The following is an 18,312-nucleotide window of genomic DNA, read 5'->3' as shown; positions in this document are numbered from 1 at the left end:
GAGGACTCAAACCACCATGGCTATCTGGCTCAACAAGGACAGCAAGGTCATCGTCCAGGGCATGACCGGCGCCACCGGCATGAAGCACACCAAGCTCATGCTCGGTGACGGAACGAACGTCGTGGGCGGCGTGAACCCGCGCAAGGCGGGTCAGACCGTGGACTTCGACGGCACCGAGGTACCCGTCTTCGGCACCGTCAAGGAGGCCATCGAGAAGACCGGCGCCAACGTCTCCGTCATCTTCGTGCCGGAGAAGTTCACCAAGGACGCGGTCGTCGAGGCCATCGACGCCGAGATCCCGCTGGCCGTCGTCATCACCGAGGGCATCGCCGTGCACGACACGGCCGCGTTCTGGGCGTACGCCGGCAAGAAGGGCAACAAGACCCGCATCATCGGCCCGAACTGCCCCGGCATCATCACCCCGGGCCAGTCGAACGTCGGCATCATCCCGGGCGACATCACCAAGCCGGGCCGCATCGGCCTGGTGTCGAAGTCCGGCACGCTGACCTACCAGATGATGTACGAGCTGCGCGACATCGGCTTCACCACCGCCGTCGGCATCGGTGGCGACCCGATCATCGGCACCACGCACATCGACGCCCTGGCCGCGTTCCAGGACGACCCCGAGACCGACCTCATCGTGATGATCGGTGAGATCGGCGGTGACGCCGAGGAGCGTGCCGCGGCGTTCATCAAGGAGAACGTGACGAAGCCGGTCGTCGGTTACGTCGCGGGCTTCACCGCGCCCGAGGGCAAGACCATGGGTCACGCCGGCGCCATCGTCTCCGGCTCCTCCGGCACCGCACAGGCCAAGAAGGAGGCCCTGGAGGCCGCCGGCGTCAAGGTCGGCAAGACCCCGACCGAGACGGCGAAGCTGGCCCGGGAGATCCTCTCGGCCTGACCGGCCCGGTCACTCGTCGGCAGGCCCGCCCCGTCGCCCGGGGCGGGCCTGCCGGCGTTTCAGCGCACGCACCGAAGGGGCCGCCAGGCCCGTACATCCGCCGCCCGGTCGTACAGCCGGATGCCCGGTCCGGCCGGACAGCCGGGTGGCCCGTGTTCACCGTGCCTCCGGAAACACCCTCTCCGGTCCGTTGGTCTCCGCTCGCCTCAGCTTCTCGCGCAGCTCCCGTTCCTCCCGCGACAGCGGGCCCATTCCGCTCACCGCGGGCACCCCCCGCACCGCCTGTGCCGGGGCGATCGGCGGTTCGTAGCGCGTCGGCGCCGTCCGCAGCGTGAGCGTCGTCGCGCCGACGATCGTCACCGTGAAGGCGATGGCCGCCCTGGTCCAGAAGACGTTCCGGCGCTCGGAGCCGGTGCGCACATGGGTCGGCCGGGCCGAGCCGAGCCGCTCGGCCGAGGCCAGTTCGAGCAGCCGGCGGTGGAGCGCGGCGGGATCGGCCAGCTCCGGCAGCCGCACGGCCACCGCCTCGCGCGCATGGGTCAGCCGGCTGGCGGCGGCCGGGGTGCTCGCCTCCGTCTCCGCCGCAGTCTCCGGCAGATCGAGCCCCACACCGTCGTACAGGACGAGCGTGCGCCGGTACGCCGGCGGCAGTGTGAGCAGCGCGTGCAGCAGTTCCCGGTCGGCCGGGTCGGCGGGCGGGGGCTCCGGGGACCGGTGGCGGGGGCGGAAGCGGTGCCAGGGGGAGAGCGCCCAGTCGTACGCCACCGCGCGCACCCAGCCGGCCGGATCCCGGTCCCGGGCCACGTCCGGCCAGCGCTGCCAGGCCAGCTGGAAGGCCCGTTCCACCGCCTCGCGGGCCAGTTCCCGGCGCCCGGTGAGCAGATAGGTCTGGCGTACGAGGGCGGGGGCGCAGAAGGCGTAGAGGGCGTCGAAGGCTTGATCGGGTGTCAACTGCCGTGACGGGTCGGACGGGACATCGGGCGACTCGGTCCGTCGGCCGGGTTCCGGGTCCGCGGCGCCGGGGGCCGTCCGCTCGTCGGGCTTCTGAACCTGCGTCAGCGGCCGGGACCGGCGCGGACGTCGGCGGCTGCCCGACGGTGGCGGGCCGGCAGGGTTCTGCGTCGTCACCATGCACCCTTTCGTACGAAAAAGAACATAAACACATATTGGGCGACACATCGGTGGTTCGCCTGTTACACCGGGAAAGCGCGTGTCGTTGGGAGCATGGCGTGCGTGATCCGGATGACCGTGCGCCCCTCGTCGTCACCCGCCCTCTCCCGGCTGCGCGACCGCTCGCCCGGACTCGCCGCGAGCCTGCTGGCCGGAGCCGTCGCGGCCGGCCTGGGCCTCGGCGCCACGGCGGTCCTCGTCATGGCGCTGTGGGTCAGCTCGCCGTACCCCGACAGCGGACCGGCCGGCGCGCTGCACGTCACCGCCGCCCTGTGGCTGCTGGGGCACGGGGTCGAACTGGTCCGCACCGACACCCTCTCCGGCACCCCCATGCCCGTCGGCATCACCCCGCTGCTGCTGCTCGCCTTGCCGGTGTGGCTGCTGTACCGGGCGGCGCGGGACGCCACCGACGCGCCCGCCGAACCGGACGGCCCGCCACCGGTGCCCGCGCGCACGGCGTGGACCGGCGTGGTCCTCGGCTATCTGGGCGTCGGCGTCGCCACGGCGCTGTACTGCTCCGGCGGCGAACTGCGCCCCCACTGGGGCTGGCTGACGGTATGTCTCCCGGCCGTGGTGGCGAGCGCGGCCGGTGCCGGGGTGTGGGCGGGCCACGGCTGCCCCGCCGAGCCCCTGTTGCGCGTGCTCGCGGTGGTGCCGGAACGGGTGCGGCGACCGGTGTTCGGCGCGGACGAGCGGGCCCGGCTGGGCGCGGCGGCACGGGCCGCCGGTGCCGCCACCGCCGTGCTGCTCGGCGGCGGCGCCCTGCTGGCCGGGGTGTCGCTGGTGTGGCACGGCGCGGCGGCGCGGACGTCGTTCCTCCAGCTGACGGAGGGCTGGACGGGCCGGTTCGCCGTGCTGCTGCTCGGCATCGCGCTGATCCCCAACGCCGCGGTGTGGGCCGCCTCCTACGCCCTCGGCCCCGGGTTCGCCCTCGGCGCCGGACACCTGGTCGACCCGTTCGCCTCCGACCCCGCCCCGCTGCTGCCGCCGTTCCCGCTGCTGGCCGCGGTGCCGGAACCGGGTGCCGGTACGCCGCAGCACTGGGTGGTGGGAGTCATCCCGGCGGTGGCCGGGATGACGGCGGGGTGGTTCGTGGCGCGGGCGGCGGTACGGCCGCCGGGACCCGGGGAGCCGGCCCGGGCCCGCTGGTCGGCCGGCCAGACCGCCGGGGTGGTGCTGCTGACGGGGGCGGTCTGCGCGGTGGCCGTAGCCCTGCTCACCGCGCTGGCCGGCGGCCCCCTGGGCGTTGCCACGCTGTCCCGCCTCGGCCCGCCGTGGCCGCGCGCCGGGGGAGCGGCCGGGCTCTGGACGCCGGTGTTCGCGCTGCCGGTGGCACTGATCTCCCGCGCCTGGCGGCTGCTGCGCGGCCGGCGTCCGGGGGCCGTCGGGGGACCGGCGAAGGGGGCGGGGAGTACGGCGCCGAAGGGGGGCCGAGGGGACAAGGACAGCGGCGAGGCGGTGGCCGCGGCGTCCCCCGGCCCGGCGAGGGCGGCCGAAGAGACGCCGGACCCGGGCGGGACGGCGGAAGCGGACCTTGGCCGGACGGCGGAAGCGCATCCGGGCACGGGCGCCACCGGGGCTCCCGCCCGGGCCGGTGCGGTGCCGGGGCCGGGCGGCCGTGGGGACGGCGCCGGTGCCGGATGGCGGGCCTGGGGCAGGAGGAAGGTTCCCGCGCAGGCGGAGGCCGCGGCCGAGGCCGCCGAGGAGGACCTCTACGACTTCCTCCCCGCCGAGGACCCGTTCCCCACGCCGTTCGGCGAGTCCCGCGCCGGTGACTGGCACGACGACGTGGCCCGCGCCTCCCGCTGGGCGGCCCTGAGGCGGGCCGCGTCAGGACCGGCGGCCACACCGGCCACCGACCCGCCGCTCGCCGGGCAGTCCGCCGGCGGGCAGTCATCTGCCGGACAGCCCCTCGCCGGGCAGCCGTCCGCCGACCCGGAGGGACCGGAGCCCCGCCCCGACTCCTTCGGGCGAGCGACCCCGGGCGAGAGGTGACCTCAGCCGTCCTGTGACCTCAGTCGTCCTGGTCGCCCAGTACGCCCCGCAGCTCGTTCGGCAGCAGGGTCTCGCAGGACTGCTTGGCCTCGTGGGTGAGGGCGTCGCCGACGCAGGTGTAGTAGTCGCGGTAGACCAGCTGCACCGTGAACGTGGAGGCCACCAGGACCAGCGCCAGGGACGCCGTGATCAGGCCGCCGACGGCCGCCGTCGTCTGCGGCCGGCCGGGCGGGGCCGCCGGGGCGTCCGGGGCCTGGGAGCGCGGCTTGGCGCGCAGCGCGCTGCTGCCCCAGTACAGGGACAGCGCGCCCAGCAGCAGCGCCACGTAGGGCCAGCTGAACAGGACGAAGAAGACGGACCACATGCCGGACAGCAGGGCGTACCGCGCGCGGCGCTGGGCCGGGTCGCTCGGGTCCCAGCGCATGCCGGGACCGGCCGGTCCGCCGGGCCCCTGCGGTCCGCCGCCGGGCCGCTGGCCGAAGCCGTCGGGGGAGCGGCCGGGCTGCCGGTCACTCCACTGACTGCCCCAGGGCGCCCCGCCCCCGGGACCCTGCCCCTGACCTGGGCCCTGCCCCTGACCGGGACCCTGACCCGCACCGGCCCCCGGCCACGGGGCGTACCCATGACCCTGGCCCTGCTGCCCCGCGCCGGGCCCCTGCCCCGGCCCGTACCCGGGTCCGCCCGCGCCTCCTGGATCTCCGGCATTTCCCGGATTCCCCGGGGTCCGGGGCCGCCAGGGCCGGTCCGGAGCGCCCTCCGGCGGCGGCGCGAACGGATTGTCGTCCTGCCGCTCGCCGCCCTGCCCGGAGCCACCGTGCCCCGAGCCGCCGGAACCGCCCCGTCCGGAGCCACCGTGCCCCGAGCCGCCGGAACCGCCCTGTGCGGTACCGCCCTGTCCGAAACCGCCCCGCCCGGAGCCGTCGCCCCCGCCTCCCGGCGTGTGGGCCGGCGGCGAGGACGGGCGCTCGCGCAGCAGTGCGGCGCCCCGCTCGCCTCCCCGGGCCGGGCGCGGCGGGAACGTGAGGTGTCGCAGGCTGCGATCGGGCATCAAAAGAGCGTCTTCCCCTAGGTGACTACGGCAGTTCCGTCGTGAGCTTCCTCTTCCGTGAACGCACCGCACGACGACCGCGTTCCCGAGGTTGCTCTTTCGTGATTCCCCGCGAACGCTACCGTCCGGCCGGACACCCGTCCCGGGGGGCCCGTCCGGAGTGCCGGTATCGTTGCTGACGGCCGGCCGCTTCGTAGACTTCCCCGTATCCGGGGGCGTGAAGCATTCGTACGACCGTACAAACCGGCCGAACACGGATCGCAACCCGAGAAAGGGCCCCATCGTGGCCGCCACCTCCGCCGGCCCGGCAGTCAAGCGCCTCGTCGTGCTGGTCTCCGGCTCCGGCACCAATCTGCAGGCGCTGCTGGACGAGATCGCCGCCGTCGGCCCCGAGGCGTACGGCGCACAGGTCGTGGCCGTGGGCGCCGACCGCGAAGGCATCGAGGGACTGGCCCGGGCCGAGCGCGCCGGCATCGCCACCTTCGTGCGGAAGGTCAAGGACTACGGCACCCGCGAGGAGTGGGACGCCGCCCTCGCCGCGGCCGTCGCCGCCCACGAGCCCGACCTCGTGGTCTCCGCCGGGTTCATGAAGATCGTCGGCAAGGAGTTCCTGGCCCGGTTCGGCGGACGTTTCGTCAACACCCACCCCGCCCTGCTCCCCAGTTTTCCCGGCGCCCACGGCGTCCGCGACGCGCTCGCGTACGGCGCCAAGGTGACCGGCTGCACCGTCCACTTCGTCGACGACGGCGTCGACACCGGCCCGATCATCGCCCAGGGCGTGGTCGAGATCCGCGACGAGGACGACGAGAGCGCGCTGCACGAGCGCATCAAGGAAGTCGAGCGAAGGCTGCTCGTAGAGGTCGTGGGACGGCTCGCCCGCCACGGCTATCGCATTGAGGGACGAAAGGTAGTTATCCAGTGACCGCCGAGAGCAACGCCAAGCGGGCCATCCGCCGTGCGCTTGTCAGCGTCTATGACAAGACCGGGCTCGAAGAGCTGGCCCGCGGGCTGCACGAGGCCGGTGTGGAGCTGGTCTCCACCGGCTCCACGGCCGGCCGGATCGCCGCCGCGGGCGTCCCCGTCACCAAGGTCGAGGAGCTGACCGGCTTCCCCGAGTGCCTGGACGGCCGGGTGAAGACCCTGCACCCCAAGGTGCACGCGGGCATCCTCGCCGACCTGCGCCTGGACAGCCACCGGGAGCAGCTCGCCGAGCTGGGCGTGGAGCCGTTCGACCTGGTCGTGGTGAACCTCTACCCGTTCCGCGAGACCGTCGACTCCGGCGCCTCGCCCGACGAGTGCGTGGAGCAGATCGACATCGGCGGCCCCTCGATGGTCCGCGCCGCCGCCAAGAACCACCCGTCCGTGGCCGTGGTCACCAGCCCGGAGCGGTACGCCGACGTCCTCGCCGCCGTCAAGGACGGCGGCTTCGACCTCGCCGCGCGCAAGCGGCTGGCCGCCGAGGCGTTCCGGCACACCGCGGAGTACGACCTCGCCGTCTCCTCCTGGTTCGCCGCGTCCTACGCCCCCGCCGACGACTCCCGCTTCCCGGACTTCACCGGCACCACCTACACACGCAAGGCCACCCTGCGCTACGGCGAGAACCCGCACCAGGACGCCGCCCTGTACGTGGACGGCACCGGCGGCCTCGCCGAGGCCGAGCAGCTGCACGGCAAGGAGATGTCGTACAACAACTACACGGACACGGACGCCGCCCGCCGTGCCGCGTACGACCACGACGAGCCCTGCGTCGCGATCATCAAGCACGCCAACCCCTGCGGCATCGCGGTCGGCGCGGACGTCGCCGAGGCGCACCGCAAGGCGCACGCCTGCGACCCGGTTTCCGCGTACGGCGGTGTGATCGCGGTGAACCGGCCGGTCAGCAAGGAGATGGCCGAGCAGGTCGCCGAGATCTTCACCGAGGTCATCGTGGCCCCGGACTACGAGGAGGGCGCGCTGGAGGCGCTCGCCAAGAAGAAGAACATCCGCGTGCTGAAGGCCCTGGGCGCCCCCGCCAACGCGGGCGAGGCCAAGCACATCGACGGCGGTGTGCTGCTCCAGATCACCGACCGGCTCCAGGCCGACGGCGACGACCCCGCCAACTGGACGCTGGCCAGCGGCGAGGCGCTGTCCGAGGCGGAGCTGAGGGAACTCGCCTTCGCCTGGAGGGCGTGCCGCGCGGTGAAGTCCAACGCGATCCTGCTCGCCAAGGACGGTGCCTCGGTCGGCGTCGGCATGGGCCAGGTCAACCGCGTCGACTCCTGCAAGCTGGCCGTCGAGCGCGCCGGTGAGGAGCGGGCCCGGGGCGCCTACGCGGCCTCCGACGCCTTCTTCCCCTTCCCCGACGGCCCGCAGATCCTGATCGACGCCGGCGTGCGGGCGATCGTCCAGCCGGGCGGCTCGATCCGTGACGAGCAGGTCGTGGAGGCCGCCAAGAAGGCGGGCGTGACCATGTACTTCACGGGCACGCGCCACTTCTTCCACTGATCCCCGCACCCGCCCCGCCGGGCGGGGGCGGGAGTGAGTACACGCGGAAGCCGTGCACCCTCAAGGGTGCACGGCTTCCGTGGGCGCGTGCGGTCAGTTCTGGATGACCATGGTGCTCGCGGCCTTGTCGTGCCAGCCCTGCTGGCGGCCGGACTTGTCCCAGAACGGGGACAGGTAGACGACCAACTGGCCGATTCCGCAGGCGAAGCTGCCCACGATGGGGATGATCCAGCGCAGGAACGACTTGCCCAGGCCCGGCTTCTGGCCGTTCTCGACCTTGACCACGCGGATGCCGACGGCCAGCTTGCCGAGGGTCGCGCCGCACAGGCCGGTCATCAGCCACTCGTAGACCAGGCCGATCACCGCCATGACACCGATGGCCGCGGCCAGGCCGCCGGCGATGCTCGAACCGGCGTCGTCCATGCAGGCCTCGTAGCCGATCGACGACGGGTCGCACTTCTCGGCCTCGCCGACCATGCCGGCGACACCCACCGCGATCAGGATGCCGTAGATCACGCCGAACACGACGGCGTCGATCAGACGGGCGCCGAAGCGGCGGCCCATCGAGGCCACGCGCGGGGCCGGGCCACCCGGGAAGCCCGGTGCCTGGGGATAGCCGTAACCGCCGTCCTGCGGCGGGAGGCCGGGTGCCTGCGGGTAGCCGTAACCGGGCTGGCCCTGCTGCGGGTAGCCGTAGGGCTGCTGGGGGTCCTGGGGCGGACCGAAACCGGGGTTGGGCGAGCCGTAACTCATGACGGATTTCCTCTGTTAACGCTTCGGGGACGGCGCGGAAGGCACGGAGGAACGTCAGGAACTGAGCGGCTTGCCCCCCACCAGACCGCGGTACTGCGCCGATCATCGTCCTGGCAAGAGTCGACATTTGTCCAGCCGGTGACCTCAGGTGTTGTGCAAGTGCAACATCAACGACCGAGACGTGACACCCGGATTGGAACCGGGGCCGGGTCATCCGCGAGGATGGGGGCATGACCGCCCAGATTCTCGATGGCAAGGCCACCGCAGCCGAGATCAAGTCCGATCTGACCGCCCGCGTGGCGGCGCTGAAGGAGAAGGGCGTCACGCCCGGCCTCGGCACGATCCTGGTCGGGGACGACCCCGGCAGCCAGAAGTACGTCGCCGGCAAGCACCGCGACTGCGCCCAGGTGGGCATCGCCTCCATCCAGCGCAAGCTGCCCGCCACGGCCACCCAGGAGGAGATCGAGGCGGTCGTCCGCGAGCTGAACGAGGACCCCGCCTGCACCGGCTACATCGTCCAGCTCCCGCTGCCCCGGGGCATCGACGAGAACCGCGTCCTGGAGCTGATGGACCCGGCGAAGGACGCCGACGGCCTGCACCCGATGAACCTCGGCCGGCTGGTCCTGAACGAGCCCGCCCCACTGCCCTGCACCCCCAACGGCATCCTCACCCTGCTGCGCCGCCACGGCGTGGAGATCAAGGGCGCCGAGGTCGTGGTCGTCGGCCGCGGTGTCACCATCGGCCGCCCGATGCCGCTGCTGCTCACCCGGCGCAGCGAGAACGCCACCGTCACCCAGTGCCACACCGGCACCCGCGACCTGTCCGCCCACCTCAAGCGCGCCGACATCGTCATCGCGGCGGCCGGCTCCCCGCACCTGATCCGCGCCGAGGACGTCAAGCCCGGCGCGGCCGTCCTGGACGTCGGCGTCTCCCGCAACGCCGAGGGCAAGATCGTCGGCGATGTCCACCCCGACGTGACCGAGGTGGCCGGCTGGATCTCCCCGAACCCCGGCGGTGTCGGCCCGATGACCCGGGCCCAGCTGCTGGTCAACGTGGTCGAGGCGGCGGAGCGCAGTGCCGGCTGAGAACGCCCGTGGGCACGCGGAACCCACCCCGCGGGAAAGGGGCGCCGGGCCGGGCCGCGCGCGCCGCTTCCCGCGCGGCGGCGCCGGGCGGATACCGCCCAGGAGATGGCGTACGAAGGACACCGCCCGGCCCGAGGGCGGCGGCCGGGCCGCGCCCGGCGACGCCCCGGCGCCCGCCCGGCAGTGGCCGCTGCTCGCGGTCGTCGGCCTGGTCGCCCTCGGCCTGCTGGTGACCGCGCTGGACGCGTTCCGCGCGGGCACGCTGATCATCGGTCTCGCGCTGCTGGGCGGCGCGGTGCTGCGCTGGCTGCTGCCCGACGTCGGCATGCTCGCCGTACGCTCCCGCTTCACGGACATCGCCACGTACGGTTTCCTGGGCCTGGTGATCGTCCTGCTGGCGCTGATGATCCAGCCCGACCCGCTGCTGAAGCTGCCCTTCCTGAAGGACATCCTGCACTTCACGCTCACCAAGTAGCGCCCGCCGTACGCCAGGTGGCCCGCGCCCCCCGCCCGGGAGCGCGGGCCACCTGCCGTATCCCCCCGTCCCCGCACGGCCGTCGGCCTTCGCGTGTGTGCGTCCGGCTCCGGGAACTGGGATCCTTGGTCAGCGCATCCCTGTGGGTGGCCGGGGTGCGCGGGATCGACAGCACGACCGGGGGAAGAGGGGGAACCCATGCCTCGATGGAAAGCCTTGCCGGACGATCTGGACCCGCAGATCAGGGAGTTCACCGACGAACTGCGGCAACTCGTGGACCGCAGCGGTCTGGGCATCGCGGCACTGGCCGACCGGACGGGCTACGGCGCGACGTCCTGGGAGCGTTACCTGGGCGGCCGGCTGCTGGCGCCCAAGGGCGCGGTCATCGCCCTCGCCGAGGTCACCGGCACCCCTACGGGCCCGCTGACCACCCTGTGGGAACTGGCCGAACGCGCCTGGCGCCAGGCGGAGTTGCGGGACGGCAGCACGTTGCAGGCACTGCGGATCGCGGAGGGCCAGAGCGACCGGAAGAGCGCCGGCCAGGGCGCCGGCGCGAGTCTCGGCAGGGGCGTGGGCCAGGCTGCCGGGAAGGGGGCCGGCGTCAGCGCCGGACAGGGTGTCGGCAAGGGGCTCGGCAAGGGCCCGGCGAAAGGTTTCGGGAAGGGCGGAGCCGGTACCGGCGTGGTGCCGGGGAGCGGCGGCCCCGGCTGGGTGAAGCCCGCCATCCCGGCCCAGCCGTCGGCCCGGGACGCCGACACCGGCGGGGGCGCGGCCGGCGGCGAGGGGTCCGGTGGGCGTACGGCCGGTGCCGACACGGGCACGCTCTCCCGGGACGGCTCCGGCTCCGGCGCGGTGAGCGGTGGCGGCTTGGGCGGGGGCACGGCCGGTGACGGCGGCTCCGGTGCGCGTACGGCCGACGGCGGCAAGGCCGGCGGCGCGGACAAACCCGTCAAGAACTCCTGGGGCGTGGCCGGTTACCGGGGTCCGTCCCCGGCGAGCGCCCGGCCGGGTGCCCGGTCCCCGGGCCGGCCGAACGCGGCCGCGGCCGCCACCCCGGCCCCGCCCGGTGCCGTCGGCGGCCCGGCCGGTCTCGACGCCACCCGCGCCCTGGACGCGCCGCCCGCCGGTGCCGTGCCCGGTCCCGCCCGTACTCCCGAGGGGCGCCCCGCGCCGGGGGAGCGGTGGTCCGCGCGCCGTCAGCAGGTGGTGATGTTCTTCGCGGGGCTGGTCGGCGTGCTCGCCCTCATCGGCGGGGTCTTCTACCTCACCCACCGCGACGGCGACGGCTCGGCCGCCGGGGCCAAGTCGCCCTCCCCGTCGGCCTCCGCCCCGGCCACCCCGCCGCCCGGCGTCAAGTGCGCCGGGTCCGCCTGCACCGGCAAGGACGCCGAGGCCATGGGGTGCGGCGGCGACCTGGTGTCCACCGCCAAGACCGCCACCGTAGGCACCACCACCCTGGAGGTCCGCTACAGCAAGGTGTGCGGCACCGTCTGGGGCCGGATCACCAGCGGCGAGCCGGGCGACAGCGTGCGGGTCACCGCGGGCAAGGAGCGGCAGACGGGCGACATCACCGCCGTGGGGGACACCATCGGGTACACCCCGATGGTCGCCGTACGGGACCCGGCCCAGGCCAGGGCGTGCGCCACGCTCGCGACGGGCCAGACCGGCTGTACGGAGTGAAAAATTCCGGTAGGCGCGCATAGACGGCCCGGATCCCGGGCACGCGGACCGTACCCCCACGGGAGTCCGGAACTCCGGCCCCCACCGGCGGCCGCCGTCGTCCCACCTCTCCCGGACGGCGGACGGCCGCCGTTCGTTCTCTCGTGCGCACCGCCGGCCAGGCGTTACGCCCCACTGGTCCCCTTGTGGGGTGAGCCACACGGCCCCGGGGGTCTCACATGCCGGATGCGCGATAGCCTGACCGCTGATCTCTCTTGATACCAAGAGATCGATCATCCGCCCGGGGCAGGGACGCCCCACCGCCAGCTGTCATACGGAGAACGCCATGACCCGCACTCCCGTGAACGTCACCGTCACCGGCGCGGCCGGCCAGATCGGTTACGCCCTGCTCTTCCGCATCGCCTCCGGCCAGCTGCTCGGCGCGGACGTGCCGGTCCGGCTGCGCCTCCTGGAGATCACCCCGGCGCTCAAGGCCGCCGAGGGCACCGCGATGGAGCTGGACGACTGCGCCTTCCCGCTCCTTCAGGGCATCGACATCACCGACGACCCGAACGTGGCGTTCGACGGCGCCAACGTGGCCCTGCTGGTGGGCGCCCGCCCGCGCACCAAGGGCATGGAGCGCGGTGACCTGCTGGAGGCCAACGGCGGCATCTTCAAGCCGCAGGGCAAGGCCATCAACGACCACGCGGCGGACGACATCAAGGTGCTCGTCGTCGGCAACCCGGCCAACACCAACGCGCTCATCGCGCAGGCCGCAGCGCCGGACGTCCCGGCCGAGCGCTTCACCGCGATGACCCGCCTGGACCACAACCGCGCGCTGACCCAGCTCGCGAAGAAGACGGGCAGCTCGGTCGCCGACATCAAGCGCCTGACCATCTGGGGCAACCACTCCGCCACCCAGTACCCGGACATCTTCCACGCCACGGTCGCCGGCAAGAACGCCGCCGAGGTCGTGAACGACGAGAAGTGGCTGGCCGACGACTTCATCCCGACCGTCGCCAAGCGCGGTGCCGCGATCATCGAGGCCCGGGGCGCCTCGTCGGCCGCCTCCGCCGCCAACGCCGCCATCGACCACGTGCACACCTGGGTCAACGGCACCGCCGAGGGCGACTGGACCTCCATGGGCATCCCGTCGGACGGCTCCTACGGCGTCCCGGAGGGCCTGATCTCCTCCTTCCCGGTCACCTGCAAGGACGGCAAGTACGAGATCGTCCAGGGCCTGGAGATCAACGAGTTCTCCCGCGCCCGCATCGACGCCTCCGTCAAGGAGCTGGCGGAGGAGCGCGAGGCGGTCCGCGGCCTCGGCCTCATCTGAGCGTCCGGATGTGACTCCGGCGGCCGGTGTGGGCTATAGTTGATCACACACCGGCCACCGGAACTCCCGGAAGCCGACTGTGCGTTGGTGGTCCAAGGAAAGACGCCCCGCTTCCTGCGGGGAGATGCAGGTGCAAGGCCTGCCCGGCGCTCCATACACGAAGCCCCTTCCGCTGCGGCGGGAGGGGCTTCGTGGTTCCCGGCCTCGCCGGTCGCGGCCCTACGCCCGCCTCAGCAGCGCGATCCCGGCCCGGTCGGTGTCGTCCGGCCGCCCGTTCAGCCGGTGCACCACGGCCCACCGCCCGTCCGCCATCGCCCCGGCGAACACGGACGCGTCCCGGGTCGCGCCGTTGTGCCAGGACAGCGGCCCCGCCGACTGCCACCCCGGGCCCGGCTCGCCCAGCCGCCGTTCCACCAGCAGGGCCACGACGAGCGCGGCCACCGCGCGCGGTGTCGCCCACAGGCCGCCCGCCGGGAGGATCGCCCCGTCCATCGTCCAGGGCCTGCGCCGCGTCCCCGGCAGCAGGCCGGGTGCCGTCAGCCGCCGCTCGGGGGCCGGGCGGACGGTCACCTCGGTGACGCCCGCCGGCCGCAGGACGTACTCCTCCAGCAGTTCCTCGTAGGCCGCCCCGCCCGCGGCGGCCAGGGCGGCACCGAGGACGGCGTACCCGAGGTTGGAGTACTCCTCGTCCCCCGGCGGGCGCACGGCGAGGGTGTCCAGGCCGCGCACCAGCCGCTCCAGCTCCGCGTGGCCGAAGGCCGCGTACGGGTCCCGGCGGCCGAGGCCGGGCGGCAGCCGGGGCAGTCCCGAGGTGTGCCGGGCCAGGTGCAGCAGGGTGATGCCGGTGCCGGGCGGGGCCGAAAGCCACCGCTCGACCGGGTCGCCGGGTGCGGCCACGCCCGCCTTTGCCAGCCGGGCCAGCAGGGTGCCGGTCAGCGCCTTGGTGAGGGAACCTATCTGTACGAAGCGGTCCACCGCGTGTCCGCCGCTCGCCCGGGGCGGGGCCGCGTCGGTCAGCACACAGGTCGGGATACGGCGCACGGCGGGTCCTCTCGGTCGGGTCCCGCATTGTGTGCCGCCACCCGGGAACCGACGGACGTTTCAGGCCACCGGCCGCGCGCCCCAGCGGATGCGTCGTCCGGTCGGCCGGAGCCTCCTCAGACCACCGGCTCCCGAGTCGCGGGGGCCGCCACGGCCGTGCGGGCCGGTCGGCCGGAGGAGCGGTGGCCGATGACGACCAGGGCCGTGACCGCCAGGACCGTCAGCCCCACCACCCGCAGCGCCGGGCCCATGCCGCTCGCGAAGTCGGCGTGGCCCGCCAGCGCGGTACCGGCGACGGCGACGCCGAGGGCGGCGCCGATCTCGCGGGCCGAGGTGCCGAGACCGGAGCCGAGGCCCGCCTGGTGCGCGGGCAGGGACACCACCACGCCCAGGGTGAGCGCCGGCATGGCCAGACCCGTGCCCGCCGAGATGACCAGCAGCCAGCAGGCGTACAGCGGGTAGGGGGTGTGGGCGTCCGCCGTGGACGCGGCCAGCAGGCCGAGGCCGATCAGCGCCAGCCCTGTGCCGACCACCGGACGCGGACGCGCCGACCAGCGGGCCGCGAACCTCGGGACCAGGGCCATGCCGACGATCAGCGGCACGATCGCGACCCCGGTCACGGCCGGGCCGTAGCCCTTGACCTGTTGCAGGTACTGCGAGTTGACGAAGAACAGCGCGAACAGGCCGAAGAAACCCGTGGCCAGGCCCAGCGTGGTCGCCCGCAGTCCGGCGGAGCGGAACACCCGAGGGTCGAACAGCGGGGCGCGCGAGCGCAGGGCGTGCCCGGTGAACGCGGCCAGCAGCAGGGCGCCCGCCGTGAACGCGGCCAGGATGCGCGCCGAGGTCCAGCCGTGGCCGGGCCCCTCGATGATGCCGAACAGCACCGCGACCAGACCCGCGGTGAGCAGCAGGGTGCCGGCCGGGTCCGGGCTGCCCTGCGCCGAGCGGGCGGTGCGCGGGGTGGTCACCGCCACCGCGGCGGCGAGCACGGCCGCCAGCGGCACCATCGCGGCGAACAGCGCCCGCCAGGACAGGTACTGGCCGGCCAGCCCGCCGCCCAGGTTGCCCGCCATGCCACCCAGCCCGATGGCCAGCGTCCAGGACGCCATCGCCCGGGCGCGGCGCTCCGGCCCGGCCAGGTGCACCAGGATCGACATCGTCGCCGGGGTGATCAGCGCGGCCCCGGCCCCGGACAGGCCCCGGCCCGCGATCAGCAGGGCCGGGCCGGGCGCCAGCGCGCTGGTCGCGGCGCCCGCGGCGAACAGGGCGAGGCCCGCGAGCAGCGCGCCCTTGCGGCCGTGGCGGTCACCGAGCGCGCCGGCCGGGACGAGCAGGCCCGCGAAGACGATGACGTAGGCGTCGACCGTCCACAGGACCTCGGTGTGCGAGGGGTGCAGGCCGGACGAACTCAGTTGCGGTATCAGCAGGTTGACGGCCGCGACCATGCTCTGCGCGACCAGGACACAGGCGCACAGGGTGAGCAGGACGGGGCGGGTCAGGGCGTGCGCGGGCACGGCTCCTCCCGGGAGCTGGTGGGTGGTGTGGGATGCGTCCTCACCGTAGGCTCGCCACCGTCATTACTTCCAGTGCAACCTTCGCAAGGAATACCTGCACATGACGCAATCCACCGACCTGGACCTGAACCTGCTGGTCGCGCTGGACGTGCTGCTGGAGGAGGAGAGCGTGCGGGGCGCCGCCCGTCGGCTGCACCTGTCCGAACCGGCCATGAGCCGCACCCTCGGCCGCATCCGCAAGGCGCTCGGCGACCCGGTGCTGGTCCGCGCCGGCCGCCGGATGGTGCCGACACCGCGCGCGCTCGCGGTACGCGCCGAGGTCGGCGCGGTGGTCGAGCGGGCCCGCGCCCTGTTCGCGCCGGGCCGGGACACCGACCTGCGCACGGTGACCCGCACCTTCACCGTCCTCGGCCACGACATGATCGCCGCCACCCACGGCGCCGTCCTCCTCGCCCGCGCCGCCCGCGAGGCCCCCGGCATCCGCCTGCGCTTTCTGAGCGAGAGCCACACGGACGCCCCGTACCTGCGGCAGGGCATCGCCGACCTGGAGGCCGGGGTGATCGACTCGGCCGCGCCCGAGGTGCATGTGGAGACCGTGCACGAGGACCGCATGCTCGGCGCCGTACGGGCCGGACACCCGCTGCTGGAGGGCGAGGTGACGCCCGAGCGGTTCGCCGGGACGGCGGGACATCTCGTCGTCTCCCGGCGCGGCAGACAGCGCGGCCCGGTCGACGACGCCCTGGCCGGACTCGGCCTCCAGCGCAGGGTGGTGGGCAGCGTCGGCAGCTACCCGGCCTCCCTGTTCGTGCTGCGCGACACCGACCTCATCGGGCTGATCCCCGAGTGGGGCCGCCCGCTGGCCGACGCCCTCGGACTGGTCGCCTTCGAGATCCCGCTGCCGCTGCCCACGATGACGGTGGGGTTCGCCTGGCACCCGCGCCACGACGCCGACCCGGCCCACGCCTGGCTGCGCGGCTGCGTACGGGAACTGCTGACGTCGGGGCCGGCGGGCGGGTAGTCGGCGCCGGCCTTCCGTTTTCTTCCGTTATCACCCCCGTTTTCCGTGACCCCGAGCACGTTCGGCCACGGATTCCGCATGCCGGGCCGGGGCCCTGGGCAGGCGGCGACGGTCCCTGAGCGTGACACGCGTGTGACACAGGGGTACCGAACAGGAACGGAAGGCAACACCGATCATGGCGGACAGAACGGAACGACAGCCCCAGGCCACCATCCACGCGGACGGCGCGTGGCTGGCAGCGGTCTCCGGCGCCACCCGGGAGATCCTCGACCCCGCGGACGCCCGGCCGTTCGCCGTGGTCGCCGAGGGTGACGAGCAGGACGCCGACCGCGCGGTGGCCGCCGCCCGCCGGGCCTTCGACCACGGCCCCTGGCCCGGCACCCCGGTCGCCGAACGCGCCGCGCTGCTGCGCCGCGTCGCCGACCTCCTCGTGCGCGACCGCGAGGAACTCGGCCTGCTGGAGAGCCGGGACGCGGGCAAGACCGTCGAGGAGGGCCGCGTCGACATCGACTGTGTCGCCGACGCCTTCCGGTACTTCGCCGACCTGGTCGCCGCCGAGGCCCCCGGCCGGGTGGTCGACGCGGGCTCGCCCGACATCCACAGCGTGGTCGTGCACGAACCGGTCGGCGTCTGCGCGCTGATCACCCCCTGGAACTACCCGCTGCTCCAGGGCAGTTGGAAGATCGCCCCGGCGCTCGCGGCCGGCAACACCTTCGTGGTCAAGCCCAGCGAGATCACCCCGATGACCACCATCGCGCTGATCGAGCTGCTCACCGAGGCCGGTCTGCCCGCCGGGGTGGCCAACCTCGTCACCGGCCCCGGACGCACCGTCGGCGCCCGGCTGGCCGAGCACCCCGATGTCGACCTGGTCTCCTTCACCGGCGGCCTGGCCAGCGGGACCAAGGTCGCCCAGGCCGCCGCCCCCACCGTCAAGAAGGTCGCCCTCGAACTCGGCGGCAAGAACCCCAACGTGGTCTTCGCCGACGCCTGCGCCACCGACGAGGGCTTCGACACCGCCGTGGACCAGGCCCTCAACGCGGCCTTCATCCACAGCGGCCAGGTCTGCTCGGCCGGCGCCCGGCTCATCGTCGAGGAGTCCGTCCGCGAGCGCTTCGTCGCCGAACTCGCCCGCCGCGCGCAGAAGATCCGGCTCGGCCGCGGCACGGCGGACGGTGTCGAGTGCGGTCCGCTCGTCTCCGAGCAGCAGCGCGCCAAGGTCGAGGCGTACGTCGCCTCCGCCCTTGCGGAGGGCGCCGTCCTGCGCTGCGGCGGCAAGCGGCCCGAACCGTCACCCGAGCGCCCCGCGACCGGCTGGTTCTACGAGCCCACCGTCCTCGACGCCTGCCACCGCGCGATGCGCGTCGTCCGCGAGGAGGTCTTCGGCCCGGTCCTCACCGTCGAGACCTTCCGCACCGAGGAGGAGGCCGTCCGCCTCGCCAACGACACCGAGTACGGCCTGGCCGGCGCGGTCTGGAGCGCGGACACCGCGAAGGCCCGCCGGGTGGCGTCCCGGCTGCGGCACGGCACCGTCTGGATCAACGACTTCCACCCCTATCTGCCGCAGGCGGAGTGGGGCGGCTTCGGCAGGAGCGGCACCGGCCGCGAGCTGGGCCCCGCCGGGCTCGCCGAGTACCGCGAGACCAAGCACGTCTACGAGAACCTCGCGCCGAAGCCGGTGCGCTGGTTCGCCGGCTGAGCCCCGGCTCACCGGCCGAGCCCCGGCTCACCGGCCGAGCCCTTCAGCCGACCGGCCGGCCCCCGTCAGCCCGTAGGCCGATCCCCTCGCCTCACCGGCTGGTCCTCCGTCAGCCCGCATCGAGTCCGAGTCCCTGG

Annotated in this window: 15 protein-coding genes; 10 read left to right on the top strand and 5 right to left on the bottom strand. The window is 74.0% G+C overall.

All coding sequences use genetic code 11. The annotated features are described in order from the left end of the window. Window positions 1-16: 16 nt before the first annotated feature. Window positions 17-901: a succinate--CoA ligase subunit alpha gene (gene sucD / locus Srubr_RS27485; RefSeq protein WP_189993993.1), complete on the top strand. Its 885-nt coding sequence runs from the start codon at window positions 17-19 to the stop codon at window positions 899-901. A 156-nt stretch (window positions 902-1,057) separates the two neighbouring features. On the opposite strand, the gene Srubr_RS27480 is transcribed toward sucD, so the two are convergent. After that, entirely contained in the window at window positions 1,058-1,852 is a 795-nt protein-coding gene (locus Srubr_RS27480; RefSeq protein WP_373313464.1) for an RNA polymerase sigma factor, read from the bottom strand. Window positions 1,853-2,125: 273 nt separating this feature from the next. On the opposite strand from Srubr_RS27480, the gene Srubr_RS27475 reads away from it, so the two are divergent. Next, window positions 2,126-4,066 carry a cell division protein PerM gene (locus tag Srubr_RS27475; protein ID WP_229926621.1) on the top strand — a complete coding sequence of 647 codons (1,941 nt, stop codon included), beginning with the start codon at window positions 2,126-2,128 and terminating at the stop codon, window positions 4,064-4,066. Window positions 4,067-4,085: 19 nt separating this feature from the next. Here the strand turns inward: Srubr_RS27475 and Srubr_RS27470 are convergent, their stop codons facing one another. Then, window positions 4,086-5,114 carry a hypothetical protein gene (locus tag Srubr_RS27470; RefSeq protein WP_189993989.1) on the bottom strand — a complete coding sequence of 343 codons (1,029 nt, stop codon included), beginning with the start codon at window positions 5,112-5,114 and terminating at the stop codon, window positions 4,086-4,088. 283 nt (window positions 5,115-5,397) lie between these two features. On the opposite strand from Srubr_RS27470, the gene purN reads away from it, so the two are divergent. Both purN and purH read left to right on the top strand, forming a co-directional pair. Continuing rightward, a complete protein-coding gene (purN, locus tag Srubr_RS27465) occupies window positions 5,398-6,036 on the top strand; it encodes a phosphoribosylglycinamide formyltransferase (protein WP_189993987.1) in 639 nt (212 codons plus the stop codon). Continuing rightward, window positions 6,033-7,598 (top strand): bifunctional phosphoribosylaminoimidazolecarboxamide formyltransferase/IMP cyclohydrolase, encoded by a 1,566-nt coding sequence (gene purH / locus Srubr_RS27460; protein ID WP_189993985.1) that lies wholly within the window; start codon window positions 6,033-6,035, stop codon window positions 7,596-7,598. Before purN ends, purH begins: the two co-directional genes overlap by 4 nt. 93 nt (window positions 7,599-7,691) lie before the next feature. Here purH and Srubr_RS27455 read toward each other — a convergent pair whose 3' ends face one another. Continuing rightward, window positions 7,692-8,351 (bottom strand): RDD family protein, encoded by a 660-nt coding sequence (locus Srubr_RS27455; RefSeq protein WP_189993984.1) that lies wholly within the window; start codon window positions 8,349-8,351, stop codon window positions 7,692-7,694. A 230-nt stretch (window positions 8,352-8,581) separates the two neighbouring features. Between Srubr_RS27455 and Srubr_RS27450 the strand changes: the two genes are divergently transcribed. The 4 genes from Srubr_RS27450 (at window position 8,582) to Srubr_RS27435 (ending at window position 12,906) form a co-directional block, all read left to right on the top strand. Then, on the top strand, window positions 8,582-9,436 hold the full coding sequence (locus Srubr_RS27450) for a bifunctional methylenetetrahydrofolate dehydrogenase/methenyltetrahydrofolate cyclohydrolase (protein ID WP_189993982.1): 855 nt from the start codon (window positions 8,582-8,584) through the stop codon (window positions 9,434-9,436). Then, window positions 9,426-9,911 carry a DUF3017 domain-containing protein gene (locus tag Srubr_RS27445; RefSeq protein ID WP_189993980.1) on the top strand — a complete coding sequence of 162 codons (486 nt, stop codon included), beginning with the start codon at window positions 9,426-9,428 and terminating at the stop codon, window positions 9,909-9,911. The genes Srubr_RS27450 and Srubr_RS27445 overlap by 11 nt, the downstream gene beginning before the upstream one ends. 198 nt (window positions 9,912-10,109) lie before the next feature. Then, complete coding sequence (locus tag Srubr_RS27440; protein WP_189993978.1) at window positions 10,110-11,591, top strand: helix-turn-helix domain-containing protein; 1,482 nt, start codon at window positions 10,110-10,112, stop codon at window positions 11,589-11,591. Between the two features lie 325 nt (window positions 11,592-11,916). Further along, window positions 11,917-12,906, top strand: coding sequence for a malate dehydrogenase (locus Srubr_RS27435; RefSeq protein WP_189993976.1), 990 nt, complete (start codon window positions 11,917-11,919; stop codon window positions 12,904-12,906). A gap of 219 nt (window positions 12,907-13,125) precedes the next feature. On the opposite strand, the gene Srubr_RS27430 is transcribed toward Srubr_RS27435, so the two are convergent. Then, complete coding sequence (locus Srubr_RS27430; RefSeq protein WP_189993975.1) at window positions 13,126-13,947, bottom strand: serine hydrolase domain-containing protein; 822 nt, start codon at window positions 13,945-13,947, stop codon at window positions 13,126-13,128. Window positions 13,948-14,063: 116 nt separating this feature from the next. Then, a complete protein-coding gene (locus Srubr_RS27425) occupies window positions 14,064-15,461 on the bottom strand; it encodes an MFS transporter (protein ID WP_189993973.1) in 1,398 nt (465 codons plus the stop codon). A gap of 100 nt (window positions 15,462-15,561) precedes the next feature. Here Srubr_RS27425 and Srubr_RS27420 point away from each other — a divergent pair, with 100 nt between their 5' ends. Both Srubr_RS27420 and Srubr_RS27415 read left to right on the top strand, forming a co-directional pair. Continuing rightward, window positions 15,562-16,479: a LysR family transcriptional regulator gene (locus Srubr_RS27420; RefSeq protein WP_189993971.1), complete on the top strand. Its 918-nt coding sequence runs from the start codon at window positions 15,562-15,564 to the stop codon at window positions 16,477-16,479. Between the two features lie 175 nt (window positions 16,480-16,654). Next, window positions 16,655-18,175, top strand: a complete 1,521-nt coding sequence (locus Srubr_RS27415; RefSeq protein ID WP_189993969.1) for an aldehyde dehydrogenase family protein — start codon at window positions 16,655-16,657, stop codon at window positions 18,173-18,175. Window positions 18,176-18,312: the final 137 nt, after the last annotated feature.

Origin of the sequence: Streptomyces rubradiris, from assembly GCF_016860525.1 — a bacterium.
GTDB lineage: Bacteria > Actinomycetota > Actinomycetes > Streptomycetales > Streptomycetaceae > Streptomyces > Streptomyces rubradiris.
This window is presented reverse-complemented; position numbering and strand designations above follow the sequence as displayed.

What these genes read in the sequence shown, in the direction of transcription:
- sucD (WP_189993993.1), top strand. Translation starts at nt 17, where the DNA reads ATGGCTATCTGGCTCAACAAGGACAGCAAGGTCATCGTCCAGGGCATG.
- Srubr_RS27475 (WP_229926621.1), top strand. Translation starts at nt 2,126, where the DNA reads ATGGCGTGCGTGATCCGGATGACCGTGCGCCCCTCGTCGTCACCCGCC.
- Srubr_RS27470 (WP_189993989.1), bottom strand. Translation starts at nt 5,114, where the DNA reads ATGCCCGATCGCAGCCTGCGACACCTCACGTTCCCGCCGCGCCCGGCC.
- Srubr_RS27455 (WP_189993984.1), bottom strand. Translation starts at nt 8,351, where the DNA reads ATGAGTTACGGCTCGCCCAACCCCGGTTTCGGTCCGCCCCAGGACCCC.
- Srubr_RS27450 (WP_189993982.1), top strand. Translation starts at nt 8,582, where the DNA reads ATGACCGCCCAGATTCTCGATGGCAAGGCCACCGCAGCCGAGATCAAG.
- Srubr_RS27440 (WP_189993978.1), top strand. Translation starts at nt 10,110, where the DNA reads ATGCCTCGATGGAAAGCCTTGCCGGACGATCTGGACCCGCAGATCAGG.
- Srubr_RS27435 (WP_189993976.1), top strand. Translation starts at nt 11,917, where the DNA reads ATGACCCGCACTCCCGTGAACGTCACCGTCACCGGCGCGGCCGGCCAG.
- Srubr_RS27420 (WP_189993971.1), top strand. Translation starts at nt 15,562, where the DNA reads ATGACGCAATCCACCGACCTGGACCTGAACCTGCTGGTCGCGCTGGAC.
- Srubr_RS27415 (WP_189993969.1), top strand. Translation starts at nt 16,655, where the DNA reads ATGGCGGACAGAACGGAACGACAGCCCCAGGCCACCATCCACGCGGAC.